Below are 17,580 nucleotides of genomic sequence, written 5' to 3'. Positions count from 1 at the left end.
TTAGCGCAGCGCCTCGGCGGCGGCCGCGAGGAATTCCGTGTCCGTCACGAGCGGGATGTTCTTCCGTTGCGCGTGCATCGCCTTACCGCGCAGCTGCTCCGGCGGGCCGGTGATGTTGCTGACCACGAGCGATGTCTCCCGGGACAGCTTCTCCGAGTAGTTCAGGTCCAGGTCCAGGATCTTCTGCACCACCTCGTCGTGGTCGGCCTGAATGTCGTCCGTGACCACGACCTCCATACCGGGGCGCAGGCCGGACTTGTCAGTGAACTGGCCGGGGTTGCCCTGCTTCGGCTGTTTCTTCTCTGCCTCGACGCGGATGCGCGAGCGTTGCAGGCCGAAGCGGTCCGGGGCGAGCTCATCAGGGGTGCGCGAGAGAACCTCACCGTTCTCCAACTGCTTCAAGAACAGGCTGACCAGCACGAGTGTGCGTTCGCGGGAGGTTTCCTCCTCCGGCCGCGCGGCGCGCTGCGGGCTCGCGTCCGGCGCGGGTGCATCGATGCCGGAGGCGGAGGCGACGGATTCGAGTCGGACGTCGATAAGCGTCACGCCCTGCTTGCGTGCTGTCGCGAGCGTATCGACGATGCCTTCCGGCGCCGGCACATGCCCCACCCGCTGCCTGCGGCGGCCTTGCCTGCGGTTACGGGAACGGTTCGCGCGGGCTGCGGCGTTCATCGCGCGGCGGGCTTCAGACACGATGAACCCCCACGTCATAGGGGCGTCATGAACCACAAGTGTGCGCGCGTCGAGGAATTTGTCCAGCGCCTTAAGGTGACGGGAGAACTTCGCGGCGCGCTCGAACAAGTTCGGCTCCACGCCGTGCATGTGCATGGGGCCCGGGTCACCGCCGACGTTGAAGATGCGGTGGAATTCCTCACCGACCACCCCAGAGTCGTCGAACGCCACCGCATCGAGGGTGACCAAACGCCCGGTGCTCGGGTGGATATTCGTCGTTTGCACGTACAGCGCGACATACGGGAACTGCTCGGCCGGCGGGATCACCTCGGCCTCAGGGGTGCCTTCTACCATGAAATCTCAAAAATGGGCTTGCCGCCGCGCTCCTCAGGCGTCAAGGGCCGATTGGGCGGCGGAGGCGCGGGGGCCGGTGGAGGAGGCGGTGCGGGCGCAGGGGCAGGGGCAGGAGCAGGCGGCGGCGCAGGAGCGGGCGGCGGCGCGACGTACTGGTTGTTGTAATCGTTGCCGGACGGCGATTGCGGAACCGGGGCAGGAGAGCCCGGCTGCGGAGCCGGGGGCACGTTAGCTCCCTCGTCCGTCGCGGGATCCTTGTCCGGGTCCTCGGAGGGCTCCTCGGGTTTGGAGGATTCAGGCGGTGCTGGTTTCTCGGAGGATGCCCGTGTGGGCAGGCTCGGCCCAGTGGATGCCGTTGTGTTGTCGGACCCCATGAAGGCGTTCATCTCTTGGCCCTGCTGGCCCATGCCGGCGTAGTAGCTAATGGTGCCCACTATGCCCAAGGCCAGCGCGAGCGCCACGACAGCGGTGGTGTTGGTGCCCATGCGCTCCGGGAGCAACCGCACCCGGCTACTCGACCGGGGTGCATCGCCTTCCTGGTCTGCGGCCAGAGCGGCTGCCTCCGCCTCGGCGTCGGCCGCGAAGTACGTGTTCGCGGCGCTGGCACCAGCAGCTGTTGCAGTGCCGGCAGCAACGGCGGCACCGGCACCGGCACCGTCGTCTCCGTCTTCATCTTCGGGCAGGTCATTTTCTGCGTTCACCGGGGCAACCGCAGTTACGGGCCCGCCGCCGAGAGCGTCCGCGTACACGGTCACCGTTGGGGTGCCGTCCGCGGTGGAGTACACGCCGTGGGCCAGAGCGATCAGACCGCGGCTTTCCATCATGCGTAGCGACGGGCTCAGCTCAGCGCTTGCAGCACTGTCGAATTCGCCGAGCACTTCACCGTCGATACGCGCGACAACATCGCCCGCGGCGTCGAAGGCGATCTCCACGGCCACGCGGGCGCCGTCACTGCTGACGCCGACACATTCCGCGGCGGCAGGCTCCAGCGTGATCACGCGCGGTGTGCCAGCGGGCAGCCATACGCTCTGAGTTTGCGGGGACAGGTCAGAGCGATCTTTGGCAAAACCGTCGCCGTCTGGCTTGGTCAAGCTCATCGCCTCCCCTGGTTACTCTGTGGAACGGTGCCTAGTCGTGCCCCTAGAGTAGTACGACCACAAGGGTCCAAGCCAACAGGCGGGAGCGGCGGACTACTGACCTCTACTGGCCCAGAGGTTGCTGCACCTTCAAACCACGGTTGACAGCAGAGACCATTGCCTTGATGGATGCGCGGGTGGTGGAGCCGGCGATGCCCACGCCCCAGGCCTCTGATCCGTCGACGTCGCTGTAGATGAAGCAAGCTGCGTCGGCGTCGCCGCCGGCGGTGCGGGCCTGTTGGCGGTAGTCGCGCACCTCGTATTCAAGGCCCAGGGAGCGCAGTGCGCTGGCAAAGGCCGCGATCGGGCCGTTGCCGGAGCCGGTGATCTCTTTTGTCTCGCCGTTGTAGACAGCGCCGGCGGTCACGGTGGCTTCATCGTCGTCGGACTCAGCGGCGTCCACATGCAAGCTGACCAGCTCGAGCGGCGTGTCCACATCGAGGTATTCGCCAGCGAAGACGTCCCACATGTTCTTGGAATTGACCTCACCGCCCTCGGAGTCGGTGATCGCCTGGACGACGGAGGAGAACTCCGCCTGCATCTCCTTGGGCATGTCGATGCCGTGGTCGGTCTTCATGATGTAGGCGACACCGCCCTTGCCGGACTGGGAGTTGACGCGGATGACGGCCTCGTAGTTGCGGCCCACGTCCTTCGGGTCGATCGGCAGGTAGGGCACCTCCCACACGGTTTCGCGCAGGTCCTCCCAGGCCACCTCGGTGGAGGAGGCGCCGGGGCGCACCTTCTGCGCCAGGGCGTCCAGCCCCTTGTTGATGGCGTCTTGGTGGGAGCCGGAAAACGCGGTGAAGACCAGGTCGCCGCCGTAGGGGTGGCGCTCCGGGACACGCAGCTGGTTGCAGTACTCCACAGTTTCGCGGATGCCGGCGATGTCGGAAAAGTCGATCTGCGGGTCTACGCCCTGGGTGAGCATGTTCAACCCCAGCGTGATCAGGTCGACGTTGCCGGTGCGCTCGCCGTTGCCGAACAGGCAGCCTTCGATGCGGTCCGCACCGGCCATGTAGCCCAGCTCTGCCGCTGCGACACCTTCGCCGCGGTCATTGTGCGGGTGCAGCGACATGATGATGGAGTCGCGCTTGGCAAAATTGCGGTGCATCCACTCGATGGAGTCTGCGTAGACGTTCGGAGTGATCATCTCCACTGTCGCGGGCAGGTTGATGATCATCGGGTTCTCCGGGGTGGCCTCCATGATGTCCACCACGGCGTCGCAGACCTCCACAGCGAAGTCCAGCTCGGTACCGGTGAAGGACTCCGGGGAGTACTCCCAGCGCCACTGGGTGTCCGGGTAATCCTTAGCAATGGTCTTGATCAGCTCAGCTGCGTCGGTAGCCAGCTTCTTAATCGCCGGGCGGTCTTTGCGGAACACCACCTCGCGCTGCAGCTTGGAGGTGGAGTTGTAGAAGTGGACGATCACGCGTGGCGCGCCTGCGCAGGCCTCGAAGGTGCGGCGGATGAGGTGCTCGCGCGCCTGAACGAGAACCTGGATGGTCACATCCTCCGGGATCATGCCTTCTTCGATGATCTCGCGCACGAAGTTGAAGTCGGTCTGGGAGGCGGACGGGAAGCCGACCTCGATTTCTTTGTAGCCCATCTCCACCAGCAGCTTGAACATGCGACGCTTGCGCTCGGGGCTCATCGGATCGATCAGGGCTTGGTTGCCGTCGCGGAGGTCGACCGCGCACCACTGCGGTGCGACCGTGATCTTCTTGTCCGGCCAGGTGCGGTCCGGCAGGGTGATGTCCTCGACTTCCTGGGCGAAGCTCAGGTAACGGTCGGCCGGCATCTGGGAGCCGCGCTGCATGTTCCAGGCGGGCTGGCCTTCGTTGCGGGGGCCGTTCGGTTTGCGGATTTCGGAAGGTGCGCTGATCTGGGAGTCAGAGGGGGTCATGGCGTGCGTCCTTGTGTGAGAGATGAGTCGTCAGGGTACGGCCGGCATGGCGAACTCCGCGACGGGGCGCCGGCCGTGAATGAATGTGGCCTAGAACCCGCCGCGGCGTAGAAGTAGGGCAGTTCCCTGACGCGGGAGCGCCTGCACACGCGCGGTTGCCAATGACATGGCTCACACCCTACCACGCGTCTGTGGGCTCACACCGGTTTCCGGGAGAGCATGAACGTTGCGGCGAACATCATCAGCACCGCCAGCGCCATAAGTGTCCACCCCAGCGGCGTGGATACGTCGAAGGTTTCTCCGAGCAGCGTTAGCCCCAGTGCGTATGCAAGCAGCGGCTCGAAGATCTTCATTGCAGGCAGCGACTGCGCTAGGTTGCCGGCGCTGAACGCGTACTGCTGCACAATCGTGCCCACTACTGCGGCCGCCAGCAGAGCGTAGAGCGGCCACGCGGTCACCAGGCCTTCCACGCCGCCGGCAACGAAGGTGTCCACTGCCTTCTTTGAAAACACTGCGAGATAGCCGAAGATGGCGCCGCACACCGCCCCCAGCGCAAAAGTGCTTATCGACGCGTCGTGGCCCACGGCCACGACAAACACCACCGCCATGATCACCGCGCCGATCCCCACCGCGACGAGCCATTCCGCTGGTGGAGCCTCGCGGGTACCGGGCACAGGACGGCCGAGAATGACCAGCACGCCGACGGCCGCGGTGAGCGTCGTCGCCCAGAACGTCTCGTCGATTTCCATTGGGCGGCGTTCTACGTGGGCAGCGAGCAGCAACGTCATTAATAAGGAGAGAACTAGCACCGGCTGTACAACCAGGAGGGAACCGCAAGCAAGCGCCACCGCTTGGAAGCCGTAGGCCAGCCACGCCAACATGAGTGACAACCACCACGTAGGACGCTTCACCGTGCCGAGCGTGGATACCTTGGAAGCGCCCGCGCCCCCGTTCGCATTTTCCGTTTGGCGGCGGTGGCGGAGAACAATCTGGTGCCGCCAGACAGTTCCTACCGCGATGGTCAGCGCCGACAGCAGCGCGAAAGTCACGGCGAGGAAGTTGTTGTGCACCCGGATCATGGTAATCGGTAGGGGGCCTAAACCCCTGTAACAACCGGTGTAACCATGCGTCTCATCAGGGTGCAATCTGCAAGGCGGGGAGTTCACTAAGCTATGGATCACCACTCAATTGCTGTGAAAAAGAGGTTGATCCGTGCATTCCATTCGGCCCCACCACTGTGTTCTGTCGATGTCGCGCAAGCACAGACCGCAGCTGGAAATCAGCAGCGGAGACGAGGTCGCGGTGCAGACGATGGACTGCTTCTCTAACACCGTCACCGATGAGTCCCAACTGTTCGACTCCATTGGTGAGGAATTGGTGAACCCGGCAACGGGCCCCATTGCGGTCAGGGGCGCCCGCCCCGGTGACACGTTGAAGGTGGAGATCCTGAGCATCGAGGTGGGAGGCCAGGCCACCATCATGACCCACCCAGAGGTCGGGGCGCTGCCCGGCACCGTCGAGGAACGCACACGCCTTCTGCCTGTGCGCAACGGTCAGGTCTACTTCTCCGAGCGGGTCGCAATCCCCGTTCGGCCGATGATCGGTGTCATCGGGACCGCGCCGGCGAAGCGTGCCGTGCCCACGAGTGAATCGCGTGAGCACGGCGGAAACATGGACACCAAAGAGATCGTGGCTGGTTCGACCCTCTACCTGCCCGTCGAGGTCGAGGGTGGGAATCTCAGCCTTGGCGACGTGCACGCAGTGATGGGTGACGGTGAAGTCGCTGTGTGTGGTGCAGAAATCGACGCGGAAGTGAAGATCCGGGTCACGGTGATCCCCGGCCGGCCACTGCCGCTGCCGTTCCTTGCTGCGGGCGATTCCGTGTACGCCATCTCTTCGGAGATCGACCTCTACGATGCTGTCAGTGAATCGACCCGGATGATGCGGGACTGGTTCGCTGCCGCCAGCGGTCTGGATAGAACGGACTCGCTGATGTTGTTCTCGCTCGTCGGGGACACCCAAATCAGTCAGATCGTCGGGGAGTGGAATACGGCGCGATTCCGTTTACCGGTTTATATTCTCCACCAATACGGCGTGCGGCTTCCTTAAGCACTGATTAAGCGCTAGTAAGAACAAGTATGCGATCACAAAGCGCGAACGCGCCACGACGTACGTAAAGTGGGCACCGCATGTGCAGGCCGTGGCCGGTCTGCACAGAAAACAAGTAAGGAGAACGCACCGTGGCACTCATCGTCCAGAAGTATGGCGGCTCGTCGCTGGAGACCGCGGAGAGAATCCGTGCGGTGGCGAAGCGTGTCGTCGAAACGCGTAAAGCGGGCAACGATGTCGTTGTGGTTTGCTCCGCAATGGGGGACACCACCGATGAGCTGCTTGACCTTGCGGCGCAAGTGAACCCGACTCCGCCGCCGCGCGAGATGGACATGTTGCTGTCGGCGGGGGAGAGGATCTCTAACTCGCTCGTCGCTATGGCAGTCGCCTCACACGGCGTGGACGCGCGGTCCTTTACCGGTTCCCAGGCGGGTGTGATCACTACCGAGCGTCACGGCAACGCCCGTATTATCGAGGTCACTCCGGGTCGCGTCAAGGAGGCTATCGACGCCGGCAAGGTTGCCATCGTCGCCGGCTTCCAAGGCGTCAACCGCGACTCCAAGGACGTGACCACGCTCGGGCGCGGCGGGTCCGACACGACTGCGGTCGCGCTGGCTGCAGCCCTCGGTGCCGACGTGTGCGAAATCTACTCGGATGTCGACGGCGTCTACAGCGCTGATCCGCGCATCGTCCCCGACGCGAAGAAACTGGACAAGCTCTGCTTCGAGGAAATGCTCGAACTGGCAGCCTCTGGTTCGAAGATTCTCGTTCTGCGCAGCGTGGAGTATGCCCGCGCATTCAACGTTCCTATGCGAGTACGCTCGTCTTACAGCAACGATCCCGGTACCCTCGTGACCGGAGCGATGGAGGATATCCCCATGGAAGAAGCAGTCCTGGCAGGCGTCGCCACCGACGACTCTGAAGCAAAGATCACCGTCTCGGGCATCCCGGACGTTCCCGGTGAGGCAGCCAAGTTGTTCCGCGTGCTCGCGGATGCCGAGATCAACATCGACATGGTGCTGCAGAACCCCTCGTCGCTGCACGACAACATCACTGACATCACCTTCACCCTGCCGAAGGCCGACGGCCCCCGCGGCCTCGAGGCGCTGCGCGAACTGGCGCAGACGGAGGGGTGGGGTGACATCGCCTACAACGACAAGATCGCCAAGGTGACCCTTGTCGGCGCAGGCATGAAGTCCCACCCGGGTGTGACCGCAGACTTCACGCAGGCTCTGCGCGACAACGGCATCAACATCGGCATGATGAACACGTCCGAGATCCGCATCACCGCTGTCATCGAGCAGGAGAAGATGGAAGACGCTGCCCGCGCCATCCACGAGAAGTTCAACCTCGGCGGCGGCGAAGCGGCCGTCGTCTACGCAGGTACCGGGCGCTAACCCGCGCAACGCTCGCCAACTGCCCAATATTCAAAGGAGAACAGAAATGACCACCGTCGCCGTCGTCGGCGCAACCGGCCAAGTCGGCCGTGTCATGCGCGACATTCTGGAGCAGCGCAACTTCCCCGCAGACACTGTGCGCTTTTTCGCATCCCCGCGCTCTGCGGGCAAGAAGATCGAGTTCCGCGGCGAGGAGATCGAGGTCGAGGATCTCACCCAGGTCAGCGCTGACTCTGTCGCGGATGTCGACATTGCGCTGTTCTCCGCAGGCGGCTCGACGTCGCGTGAGTGGGCGCCCGTGTTCGCGGAAGCCGGCGCCAAGGTTGTGGACAACTCCTCCGCGTGGCGCAAGGACGAGGAGGTCCCGCTGGTCGTGTCCGAGGTCAATCCGGACGACCTCAAGGACCTGCCGAAAGGCATCATCGCCAACCCGAACTGCACGACCATGGCGATCATGCCTGTCATCAAAGCGCTGCACAACGCTGCTGGGTTGAACACCATGCGCGTTGCGTCGTACCAGGCGGTGTCGGGCTCGGGGCTTGCGGGCGTCGACACGCTTGCGGCGCAGGTCGCGGGCATCGGCGAGCGCAACACGGAGCTCACGCACGACGGCTCCGCGCTGCAGGCCGACGACCTGGGACCGTACGTCGCGCCGATCGCATTCAATGCGCTGCCGATGGCGGGCAACTTCGTCGACGACGGCACCCTGGAAACCGACGAGGAGCAGAAGCTGCGCAACGAATCGCGCAAAATCCTCGGCCTGCCGGAGCTGAAGGTGTCCGGCACCTGCGTGCGCGTTCCGGTGTTCACCGGCCACACGATGGTTGTGCACGCAGAATTCGACGAGGCCATCACGCCTGAGGATGCACGGCGCGTGCTTGACGACGCTCCAGGCGTCGCCGTCGTCGACGTGCCCACCCCCTTGATGGCCGCCGGGCAGGACGACTCCTTTGTCGGCCGTATCCGCCAGGACCAGACTGTCGACGGCAACCGCGGCCTGATCTTCGTCGTCTCCGGCGACAACCTGCGCAAGGGCGCAGCGCTGAACACGATTCAGATCGCCGAACTGCTGGTCTAAATTCCTTGGCCGTCGGCCTCGATGCCGGTGACGAGGTCGCGCCGGGCACGCGCCACACGCGACCGGATCGTTCCAATGCGCACCCCGGCGATTTTCGCGGCCTCCTCGTAGGTGTACCCCAGCACTTGTGTGAGGATGAGGGCTTCGCGGCGTTCGGGGGCGAGTGCGTCGAGAAGCGAGCGGGCGTCCATGACCTCTGACCAGGTGTTGGGGTTGTCGCCGCTCGGCTGCTGGGCAGCAACATCTTCGTACTCCGCCGCGGCCTTGCGGGGGCGGGCCATGTCGTGGCGCACCGAGTCGACCCACGCGCGGCGGGCAAGCGAGAGCAACCACGTGCGTGCGCTGGACCGCGCCGCGAATCGGGGGAGCGAGCCCAACACTCGCAGATAGGTTTCCTGGGTCAGGTCGTCGGCCTGTTCACGGCCGGCGAGGTGGGCCAGTAGCCGCCAGACGTCGTCATGCGTGAGGCGGATGAATTCGGACAACGCTTGCTTGTCGCCGCGGCCGGCTTGCAGCGCCAGATCCGTGACGTACGCGTCGTCCTTTTTATTCACGCCTGCCGACGTTACCAGCCGAGTCGGTATTGATTATTGGGCCTGTTCTGATATCGTTTACGTACCAGCCCAGCCGTTGACCCTCCGCCAATAAGGAGCGCGCCGATGACTGGGCTCATTCAGGTAGGCCGACAGCCGATTATCCGCGCCGACCGATAACTACTGCCATTCTGGTCGACGGCGGCTTTTACCGAACTGACTTGGGTGAGAAGGATTTCAAGCTCGACATCACTCAGAAGGGTGTCGATATGAGGATCGGCTTGGACATAGCTTCACTGGCGGAGCGATCCCTAGTGAACCAGATCGTAATGACCTCCGGAGCCTACGCACCAGGAAGATCCGCTTTTCGAAGCGGCCGCAATCACCGATAGCGAGTTTGATGGGGATCTCTAGACCCTGCCCCTCATCCGCAGGTCAAACAAACGATTGAGTTAGGGCGAGCTTCCTTGAAGGCCTGTCAGAGCGTACGTAAGCTCGCGGGTATCCCCACCGGATAAACCTGACTTCGAGGAGGGCCATTTCATGGCTGACAACACCCCTGACAACATCCTGAACAAGGGCGAGCGTGACGCCGGCAACGGCAAGACCACTCGTCTTGGCGGCCAGCCGGTCGCATCCGAGAACATTTCTGTCACCGCCGGTCCGCAGGGCCCGAACCCGCTGACGGACATCCACTTGGTGGAGAAGCTCGCGCACTTCAACCGCGAAAACGTTCCGGAGCGCATCCCGCACGCAAAGGGCCACGGTGCATTCGGTGAGCTGCACGTGACTGAGGATGTCTCCCAGTACACCAAGGCGAAGCTGTTCCAGCCGGGCACTGTTACCCCGATGGCTATTCGCTTCTCCACCGTCGCTGGTGAGGCTGGATCCCCCGACACCTGGCGCGATGTCCACGGTTTCGCGCTGCGGTTCTACACCGAGGACGGCAACTACGACATCGTCGGCAACAACACCCCGACGTTCTTCCTGCGTGATGCGGTGAAGTTCCCGGACTTCATCCACTCCCAGAAGCGCGACCCGCGTACTGGTCTGCGCTCCGACGAGATGCAGTGGGACTTCTGGACCCGTACCCCGGAGTCCGCTCACCAGGTGACCTACCTGCTCGGTGACCGCGGCACCCCGAAGACCTCCCGCCACCAGGACGGCTTCGGCTCCCACACGTTCCAGTGGGTAAACGAGGCTGGTGACGCCGTGTGGATCAAGTACCACTTCAAGACCCGTCAGGGCTGGGAGACCTTCACCGACGAAGAGGCAGGCAAGATGGCTGGCGACAACGCTGACCACCACCGCGAAGACCTCTTCAAGGCGATCGAGCGCGGTGACTACCCGATCTGGGACGTCAAGGTGCAGATCATGCCGTTCGAGGACGCAGAGAACTACCGCTGGAACCCGTTCGACTTGACCAAGACCTGGTCCCAGAAGGACTACCCGCTGGTGGACGTGGGCTACTTCATCCTCAACCGCAACCCGAAGAACTTCCACGCACAGATCGAGCAGATCGCGCTCGACCCGTCCAACATCGTCCCCGGTGTCGGCCTGTCCCCGGACCGCATGCTCCAGGGCCGCGTGTTCGCCTACGCCGACCAGCACCGCTACCGTATTGGACCGAACTACAAGGACCTGCCGGTGAACCAGCCGATCGTACCGGTGAACACCTACGCCGAGCGTGGCCCGATGCAGTACTTCTTCAACAACGAGGGCGAGCCGAACTACTCCCCGAACAACACGGAGAAGGGTGCAGGCTACCTGGACAACGGTGAGGACTCCTCCTCCAACCACACCTCTTACGGCCAGGCTCAGGACCTGTACGTCAACCCGGACCCGCACGGCACCGACCTGGTCCGCGCTGCTTACGTCAAGCACGCCGACGACGATGACTTCATGCAGGCCGGCATTCTCTACCGCGAGGTGTTTGATGATGCTGCCAAGGAGCGCTTCATCCACAACGTGACCAACAAGATGCTGCCGATCGAGAACAAGGACGTCGAAGAGCGCACCTTCGCCTACTGGGGCAAGGTCGACGCTGATCTCGAGCCGAAGCTGCGCGAGGTGCTCGCTCAGAAGCGCGCCGATGCAGCTAAGGACTTCGAGGAGGGCGTTTCCTTCAACGGCTAGCAGCTGCCGGCGCTCAAGCGTGAACCCCGCCGCGAGCTCACCGAATGTGGTGAGTGCGGCGGGGTTTCGCTATGGCGTGGATAGGCGAGGCGAACGCGCGCGGTGTTACCAGCGTTCAGGGGGAGCTTGCGGCTCCGGCTCTGGTTCCGGGGCCTGCTCTGTGGGTGTCTCGCGCAGCTCGCTGTCTGCGTGGTCACGGCTGGGTTCACGCCGCCCGCCGGGGCCGATCGCGTCGGTGACGGTCACACCGTAGATGGAGCGGCCGATGATGAAGGAACCGACGGAGGCAACAATCCACACACCGAGAATGGCGATGATGGCGCGGAGGAAGTTGTTCAGGTCGAATCCTTCGGTCGACCATTCGTGGATGAGCATGGCGATGACCAAGGCTGGGAAAGCGACACCGACCAGCGGGCCCATGAGGTTGGCGCGGGTCAGCGCGTTCGGGGCGCGCAGCTGGAGGACGACGGTGGCGACGGTCATGAACACCGCCACGAACACAAAGAGCAGGACAACGATCTGCCAGATGGTCAGTGCGGTCATTAGCGGCGCCCCCTCGAGATCACGCGGGCCATGGACAGGGTCGGGATGGCACCGCAGACAAGGGCCGCCAAGATGGCGACCTCGTAGGCGATGAACGTGTCGTTGAACAGCGACCACACGAAGAAGATGCAGACCATAGCGTAGAGGATGTAGTCGGCCATGACGGCGCGGGAGAGCTCATCGCGCTCCCGGAGGATGGCCACGAGGCCAACCACCAAGCTAACGGCCATGATGGCTATGCAGACGGTGAGGATTGTCTCGAACATTAGGTGAGATCTCCTTTGGGTACGTAGGGCTCCCAGGCCACGTCCGCGACGTCGAGGGGTGTGGACTTCACGGCGGGGGAGACGTGCTCTTCCATGTCGATCAGACCCTTGATCACGTCGGTGGCATCGTCACCGAAGGCGGATTGGACCAGCAAGATCCGCGGTGCGTCTGCAGCGGCGGGTTCACGGAACCCCATGGCCAGGGTCGACGGTGTGGCGGTGATCGAGGCGGAGAACCAGAACAGTTCCCAGTCGGTAGTCACTCGCAGCGGGTAGTAGATGACAATCGGCTTGAGACCAGCGTCCGGTTTGAACGCCGTGAAGGCGGTGTTGAAACCGGAGACGATGATCTCTTTGACAATCCAGAAGAAGTAGCCGATGCCGTGGATGATCTTGCTCATTAGCGCTGGCCTCCTTGCAGGGAATCAACATCGGGTACGCCGAGCGGGTCCTCGCCGAGGACGGCGGAGGTGTAGGACGGGACGTCGAGAAGCGCGTCGGCGGAACCCGTCGCTGCGTCCCACAGCGGGCCGGCACCGAAGAACATCGCCAGCGAGATCCCCATCAGCACGGTGGACGGCGCAAGCAGCGCCCAACGCACCCGGAGTGTGTCGGGGTAGTGCTGCATGGGCTGGCCCCAGAAGACCTCGCGCCAGACGCGGAACATTGCGAGCATTGCCGCAAACGAGGCGATGATGATTGCGCCGATGGCCACCCAGGACCGAGCATCTCCGGCAGCCGCGGCGGCGAAGATGAGCGTGAGCTTGCCCCACAGGCCGGAGAACGGCGGGAAGCCGATCACCGAGAATGCACCCGCTGCGAAGATCGCGGCGGTCCAGGAGTCGCGGCGCATGAGACCCGACAGCTTTGACAGAGTGCCGGTGCCATAGGTCTCCTCGATCGCACCGGAGTTCAATGTCAGCGCACCAATGGTGATCATGTGGTGCAGCGTGTACATCAGGCCGGCGGCCAGCGCGTACCGGGCGGCGTCCGGGCCGATGCCCGGGCCGCCGGTAAAAGCAAGCATGATGAGGATGAACGGCATGCCGTTGACCATCTGGTAGCCCAGCACCTGGCGGATGGTGGCCTCGCCCAGGCCGGCGAAGGCGCCGACGAGCATGGATACGACCATGACGGCAATGATCAGCCAGTTCCAGCGCGGGTCCATGTCGAAGATGACCACCCAGATGCGGAACAGCATGTACACCGCGACCTTGGTGTGCAGTCCGGAGAACAGGCCCATCACTGCAGCGCTTGTCGACGTATATGTCCGCGGCAGCCACGTGTGCAACGGGAACACGGCCGCCTTGGCGCTGATCGCGATGACAATCAGCCCCATCGCGACAGTGACCGGGCCGTTGCCGGCCGCCGCGCCCTGCAAAGCACCGATGTTCACCGCGCCGGTGACGGCGTAGACGTAGCCGACGCCCATCACCAGCAGGGTGGACGCAGCCAGGTTCACCAGCACGAACAGGCGAGCCGAGGACAGACGGAAACGCGTTCCCGTCATCGCGATCAGGCCGTAGGACGGCAGCAGCATGACCTCGATCATGACGAAGAAGTTGAACAGATCCGCAGTGAGCAGCGCACCGGAGACACCGGTGACCAGCACCAGTGCGAGCGGGACGTAGTACCGCGGCTTGGTATCGCCGGAGACGATGGCGAACCAGTTGGACACCACGGCCACCGCCATGGTGGTGATCAGCATGATCGCCGAGAACTGGTCGGCGGCGAACGAGATGCCCGCCCCGCCCTGGTAGAGGCCGATGACGTGGCCGATAGCGCCGTGCTCGGCCGTGTAACCGAACAGCCACAGTCCGCCGATCAGGTTGATGGTGGGGATGATGATGCCCAGGGCGTCGTTCAGCGGCTTGAACGGCGACAGCGCCGCGATGGCCGCGACGATCAGCGGCAGCGCGACAAAGACCGGCAGGATTGCGTTGATCTCCATTACTTGCGCACCCCCCTGTAAGCGGTGCGGCCGGTGGTGGTGAGCGCACCGGGGCCGATCTTTTCTGCCTGTTCAGCGTCGAGAATGTTGTCCAGGGTGTCGTCGTCGCGGCCGAGTGCTGCGAGCATGAGCAGGATCGTCGTGGTGGCCATCGCGATGACGATGGCGGTCAGCACGAACGCCTGCGGCAACGGGTCCGACATGTCTTCGAGACCGGTGGAGGAAGGAAACGCCTCCCCTCGCCATGCGCCGTTGCCGGCGGCGAGAATGGTCAGGTTCGACGCGTGGCCGAACAGCGACATGCCGAAGACGATGCGCACCATGCCGCGTTGCAGCACCAGGTAGACCGCCCCGGCCATGAGGATTGCGATTGTCAGTGCGTAAATCATGCTCGTGCCCTTTCCTCGCGTGCCTCACGCTCGCTTGTCGACGGATACAGCGGCGCCGGATACGACTCTGTCGGGTGCTCCGGTTCCTCCGGCTCGGGGATATCCGGCAGCGGGTTGTGCTCGTCGCGGCGGTAGTCCAGATTCTCCCTGTCGGTGCCTGGGCGCAGGTACCCGCCAAGGTCATTGATCGCCATGGTGAGCATGCCGAGGACGGCCAGGTAGATACCGGCGTCGAAGATGAGGGAGGTGGTCATGTGCTCCCCGGCGATCTCACCGTGGATGGCGTACATGAAGCCGCCCTCGATGAAGCCGAGGAAGCCGGAGCTAATAGCGACGATGATGCCGATGCCGGTGAGATAGACCGGGGTCATCGGCTTGACCACGTTCTCATCACGGCCCTTGGACATGTAGCTGAGCACGAACGCGGTGGCCAGCACCAGCGCGGCGATGAAGCCGCCGCCTGGGGCGGTGTGGCCGCGGAAGAAGATGAGCACGCTGAGGATCACCAAGATCGGCATGGTGAGCGTGACCACCTTGCGCAGCGGCATCGTGTTGAGCTGCGACTGGCCAAACGGTGCGGGGCGGGTTCCGGCCTCGAACCGGTAGCGCGGTACCGAGTTGGTCACCGCCGCGATGACCACGGCGGCCATGCCCAGCACGGAGAGCTCGCCCAAGGTATCGAAGCCACGGAACTCAACGATGATCACGGCGACGATGTTGTCGGCACTGGTCACCTCGACGCCTTCGGTGAGGTACCAGTTGGCCAACTCGGAACGGTCGCGGCGACCCGTCAGTGAGTAGACAGCGGCGAAGGTGATAATGCCGGTGAGAACTGCCAGTGCCCCGGCCCATGCCTTGCGGCGCGCCGGGACCGGCGGGAACAGCCGCGGCTGGTAGCGCAGCACCATCATGATGACCACGACGGTGAGCGATTCCACCGTGAACTGGGTCAGAGCCACATCGGGGGCGCCGAGCAGCATCATCTGCAGGCTCATACCCACGCCGGCGGTGCCCAGGAAGACCGCGGCCGTCATGCGCTTCTTCGTCAGGACCAGGCCGAGGACGGAGATACCGATGATGGCCAGCGGCAGGATGTCCCAGTAGTTGTCCAGGCCTTCGGTGCGCGGTGCGAGCGGCACGCCGTCGATACCGTCGGTAAGCAGCAGCGTGACCACGCCCAACCCCAGCGTGGTGACAATGAGCCACACGAGGTGCTTCGACGGGTTGAAGGTGCCGGCCATCTTGCCGAAGAACATGCCCAGGTCGCGGGAGCGGTCCACGATGCCAGCCAAGACATCGTTACCGGTGAACGGCAGCAGCTGCTTGTTCTCCAGGGCCTTCCACACTGGCTTGCGGAAGAAGATGAAGGCCACACCTGCGATGAGAACCAGCATGGACACGATGAACGGCGCGGTGATGCCGTGCCACAGTGCCAGGTGGGAGTGGTAGTCCGCATCCGGGATGATGGCGTTGACGCCGGCGGTGATGGGGCCGTCGATAAGCGAAAGCACGAACACCGCGGGAACAGACATCAGTCCCGGGAAGGCGGCTGGCAGCCAGAAGCTGACCGGTGCTTCGTGGACCTCGCTCATGTCGCGCTCGCCGTCGACGAAGGCGCCGAAGACGATCTTCGCGGAGTAGACGAAGGTGAGGAAGGCGGCGAGACCAGCGAGGATGAGCAGCACGGTGCCGTAGGGCGATTCGTGGAAGGCCTCCAGGATGGATTCCTTGGACACGAAGCCGAACAGCGGCGGGACAGCGGCCATGGACGCGGCGGCAACGATGACGGAACCGAAGGTCCACGGCATCTTGTCGTAGAGCTTGCCCAGGCGGCGCATGTCGCGCGTGCCCGTCTCGTGGTCGATGACACCGATAAGCATGAACAGCGAGGACTTGAACAGCGCGTGCGCGAGCGTGTGCGTCAATGCGGCCGCAAGCGCAAGCGGGGTGCCGATGCCGATCGCCGCGACAATCCAGCCCAGGTGGGACACCGTCGAGTACGCCGTGAGGTGCTTCAGGTCCGTCTTCGTGATGGCGAAGATCGCCGACATGAGTGCCGTGCCCAGGCCAGTGACGGTGAGCAGGATGTTCCACGTCGGGGTGTCGTGGAAGATCGTGGAGAACCGCACCAGCAGGTAGATACCGGCCTTGACCACGGCAGCGGCGTGCAGGAACGCCGACACGGGTGTCGCGGCCGCCATGGCCTCCGGGAGCCAGAAGTGGAACGGGAACTGCGCGGCCTTGGTGAAGCCGGAGCACGCGATGAGCACTGCGACAATGGTGGTCAGGCGCGGGTTGTCGGCCCACACGTCGGAGGCGAGGATCTCGTGCAGGCGCGTTGTGCCCGTCGAGGTCGCAGCCAGGGCCAGGCCCGCCAGCAGCGTCAACCCGCCGAAGAACGTCAAAGCGAGGGTGCGGAACGAGCCGGCCTCACCCGACGATCCAGAGCGGGCGATAAGCAGGAACGACGCAATGGAGACGAGCTCCCACCCGATGAAGAGGAGCACGACATCGTCTGCAAGCACGAGCAGCAACACGGACAGCGTGAATGCCGTCATGATGGTGTAGAAGCTGGTGTTGCCGTCCTTCTCTGGCAGGTACGCGGCCGAGTAGATCAGCACGATACCGCCGATGATAAGGGCAAGCAGGGCGAAGAAGGCGCTCAGGCCGTCGGCGCGCAAGGCGAAGGACACCGCAGTGCCCTCCCCGAGAAGGTCATTAGCCCAGACAAGGTTGTAGGTCACAGGGGTGCCGGCGCGCAACGCGTTGGCTATCACGGCCGCCGCAGCGAACATGGCGGGTCCGGCGACCCACCCGACGCGGCGATCCATCACGCGCACGAGCACGGGGGAGGCCACCACTGTCGCGGCGACAATCCCGAGGGCGATTAGCAAAGCCATAGGCTGTATTTCCGTTTTGTTGGAGCGGCAGGGGGTCATGCAGTGTCGTGGCGCTGGCGGGAATTCACGCTAAGAAACCCTCAGCCAGGACAAAACAGTTCATAGGGTAACAGGGATGGGCGGGATCAACATGTCGAGTGAATTCGAGGGGGTGAGCCCTGAAATGGCGCTACGCTATACCCCGCGTGTTACCCGCCCCCCCGGCAGCCACGG

Annotated in this window: 14 protein-coding genes and 2 pseudogenes; 5 read left to right on the top strand and 11 right to left on the bottom strand. The window is 63.9% G+C overall.

The window, feature by feature from the left end:
• The 4 genes from HMPREF0291_RS02195 to HMPREF0291_RS02180 all read right to left on the bottom strand — a co-directional run bounded on the left by HMPREF0291_RS02195 (position 1) and on the right by HMPREF0291_RS02180 (position 5,144).
• Positions 1–1,026, bottom strand: coding sequence for a hypothetical protein (locus HMPREF0291_RS02195; RefSeq protein ID WP_005287276.1), 1,026 nt, complete (start codon positions 1,024–1,026; stop codon positions 1–3).
• Entirely contained in the window at positions 1,020–2,123 is a 1,104-nt protein-coding gene (locus HMPREF0291_RS11720) for a hypothetical protein (RefSeq protein ID WP_005287274.1), read from the bottom strand. The genes HMPREF0291_RS02195 and HMPREF0291_RS11720 overlap by 7 nt, the downstream gene beginning before the upstream one ends.
• Before the next feature lie 103 nt (positions 2,124–2,226).
• On the bottom strand, positions 2,227–4,065 hold the full coding sequence (gene leuA / locus HMPREF0291_RS02185) for a 2-isopropylmalate synthase (RefSeq protein WP_005287270.1): 1,839 nt from the start codon (positions 4,063–4,065) through the stop codon (positions 2,227–2,229).
• A 197-nt stretch (positions 4,066–4,262) separates the two neighbouring features.
• Positions 4,263–5,144, bottom strand: coding sequence for a DMT family transporter (locus tag HMPREF0291_RS02180; protein WP_005287266.1), 882 nt, complete (start codon positions 5,142–5,144; stop codon positions 4,263–4,265).
• A 133-nt stretch (positions 5,145–5,277) separates the two neighbouring features.
• On the opposite strand from HMPREF0291_RS02180, the gene HMPREF0291_RS02175 reads away from it, so the two are divergent.
• The 3 genes from HMPREF0291_RS02175 to HMPREF0291_RS02165 all read left to right on the top strand — a co-directional run bounded on the left by HMPREF0291_RS02175 (position 5,278) and on the right by HMPREF0291_RS02165 (position 8,649).
• Positions 5,278–6,174 (top strand): acetamidase/formamidase family protein, encoded by an 897-nt coding sequence (locus HMPREF0291_RS02175; protein WP_040423433.1) that lies wholly within the window; start codon positions 5,278–5,280, stop codon positions 6,172–6,174.
• A 131-nt stretch (positions 6,175–6,305) separates the two neighbouring features.
• Positions 6,306–7,571, top strand: a complete 1,266-nt coding sequence (locus tag HMPREF0291_RS02170; RefSeq protein WP_005287262.1) for an aspartate kinase — start codon at positions 6,306–6,308, stop codon at positions 7,569–7,571.
• A 46-nt stretch (positions 7,572–7,617) separates the two neighbouring features.
• Positions 7,618–8,649, top strand: a complete 1,032-nt coding sequence (locus tag HMPREF0291_RS02165) for an aspartate-semialdehyde dehydrogenase (RefSeq protein WP_005287259.1) — start codon at positions 7,618–7,620, stop codon at positions 8,647–8,649.
• On the opposite strand, the gene HMPREF0291_RS02160 is transcribed toward HMPREF0291_RS02165, so the two are convergent.
• Complete coding sequence (locus HMPREF0291_RS02160) at positions 8,646–9,203, bottom strand: RNA polymerase sigma factor (protein ID WP_005287257.1); 558 nt, start codon at positions 9,201–9,203, stop codon at positions 8,646–8,648. The genes HMPREF0291_RS02165 and HMPREF0291_RS02160 overlap by 4 nt on opposite strands.
• Before the next feature lie 197 nt (positions 9,204–9,400).
• Here HMPREF0291_RS02160 and HMPREF0291_RS12050 point away from each other — a divergent pair.
• Positions 9,401–9,523 (top strand): annotated as a pseudogene (locus HMPREF0291_RS12050) (NYN domain-containing protein); the annotation flags it as partial.
• A 202-nt stretch (positions 9,524–9,725) separates the two neighbouring features.
• Positions 9,726–11,318, top strand: coding sequence for a catalase (locus tag HMPREF0291_RS02155; protein WP_005287252.1), 1,593 nt, complete (start codon positions 9,726–9,728; stop codon positions 11,316–11,318).
• Positions 11,319–11,549: 231 nt separating this feature from the next.
• Here HMPREF0291_RS02155 and HMPREF0291_RS02150 read toward each other — a convergent pair.
• From HMPREF0291_RS02150 to HMPREF0291_RS02125, 6 genes and pseudogenes are all read right to left on the bottom strand, one after another.
• Positions 11,550–11,852, bottom strand: a pseudogene (locus HMPREF0291_RS02150) (Na+/H+ antiporter subunit G); the annotation flags it as partial.
• Positions 11,853–11,860: 8 nt separating this feature from the next.
• Entirely contained in the window at positions 11,861–12,127 is a 267-nt protein-coding gene (locus tag HMPREF0291_RS02145) for a hypothetical protein (protein ID WP_005287246.1), read from the bottom strand.
• Positions 12,127–12,528 carry a monovalent cation/H+ antiporter subunit E gene (locus tag HMPREF0291_RS02140; RefSeq protein ID WP_005287245.1) on the bottom strand — a complete coding sequence of 134 codons (402 nt, stop codon included), beginning with the start codon at positions 12,526–12,528 and terminating at the stop codon, positions 12,127–12,129. The genes HMPREF0291_RS02145 and HMPREF0291_RS02140 overlap by 1 nt, the downstream gene beginning before the upstream one ends.
• Positions 12,528–14,078, bottom strand: a complete 1,551-nt coding sequence (locus HMPREF0291_RS02135; protein WP_005287243.1) for a monovalent cation/H+ antiporter subunit D family protein — start codon at positions 14,076–14,078, stop codon at positions 12,528–12,530. The genes HMPREF0291_RS02140 and HMPREF0291_RS02135 overlap by 1 nt, the downstream gene beginning before the upstream one ends.
• A complete protein-coding gene (locus HMPREF0291_RS02130; RefSeq protein ID WP_005287241.1) occupies positions 14,078–14,467 on the bottom strand; it encodes a cation:proton antiporter subunit C in 390 nt (129 codons plus the stop codon). Before HMPREF0291_RS02130 ends, HMPREF0291_RS02135 begins: the two co-directional genes overlap by 1 nt.
• Positions 14,464–17,367, bottom strand: coding sequence for a DUF4040 family protein (locus tag HMPREF0291_RS02125; protein WP_005287238.1), 2,904 nt, complete (start codon positions 17,365–17,367; stop codon positions 14,464–14,466). Before HMPREF0291_RS02125 ends, HMPREF0291_RS02130 begins: the two co-directional genes overlap by 4 nt.
• Between the last annotated feature and the right edge of the window lie 213 nt (positions 17,368–17,580).

The sequence above is a fragment of the Corynebacterium genitalium ATCC 33030 genome (genome assembly GCF_000143825.1).
Taxonomy (GTDB): domain Bacteria; phylum Actinomycetota; class Actinomycetes; order Mycobacteriales; family Mycobacteriaceae; genus Corynebacterium; species Corynebacterium genitalium.
Note: the sequence above shows the minus strand (reverse complement) of the source record. Positions and strands in the feature narration are given on the sequence as shown.